The 541-nt window shown below is 64.0% G+C and carries 1 protein-coding gene; it reads left to right on the top strand.

The window, feature by feature from the left end; genetic code table 11:
- Positions 1–541, top strand: a 541-nt coding sequence (locus XpruCFBP8353_RS23105; RefSeq protein WP_133125724.1) for a hemagglutinin repeat-containing protein, incomplete at both ends; no start/stop codon positions are given.

Genomic DNA, 541 nt, shown 5'->3' with positions numbered 1-541 from the left:
GGGTTCATCGCTCAGCGGCAAGTCCGTCAACATGGTGGCCGGCAACGACCTTGCCGTGGTGGGCTCGACGGTCCTCGCAGACGGCAATGTGCGCCTGGCAGCCGGCAACAACGTCACCATCGAATCCGCGCAGGACACCAGCAGCGAAGCGCACAGCATTCGCCAGAAGAAGTCCGGTTTGACCGGCAGTTCTGGTGGCGGTGTGGCGAGCGTGGGCTATGCGAAGTCCAGTAGTGACAGCCAGGAGTCCACGCGCTCAGTCACCCAGGTCGCCTCCTCGGTCGGCTCGACCGATGGCAACCTGGTCATCAGTGCAGGCAACCAGCTGACCATCGCAGCCTCGGACATCGGTGCCGGCAAGGACGTGACGCTGGTGGCCAAGGACATCGCATTGGTGGCACGCCAAGACACGGTCGAGTCGCAATCGAGCCAGTCCAGCAAGTCGAGCGGGTTCTCGATTGGCGTGACCTACGACCCGGGCGCGTCGTACCGCAGCGCACGCGATTCGACCACCAAGAACATGGTCGATACCGGCTCGACC

The organism is Xanthomonas prunicola (assembly GCF_002846205.1).
Taxonomy (GTDB): Bacteria; Pseudomonadota; Gammaproteobacteria; order Xanthomonadales; family Xanthomonadaceae; genus Xanthomonas; species Xanthomonas prunicola.
The sequence above is the reverse complement of the archived record's forward strand: the minus strand, read 5'-3'. Positions and strand labels throughout refer to the sequence as shown.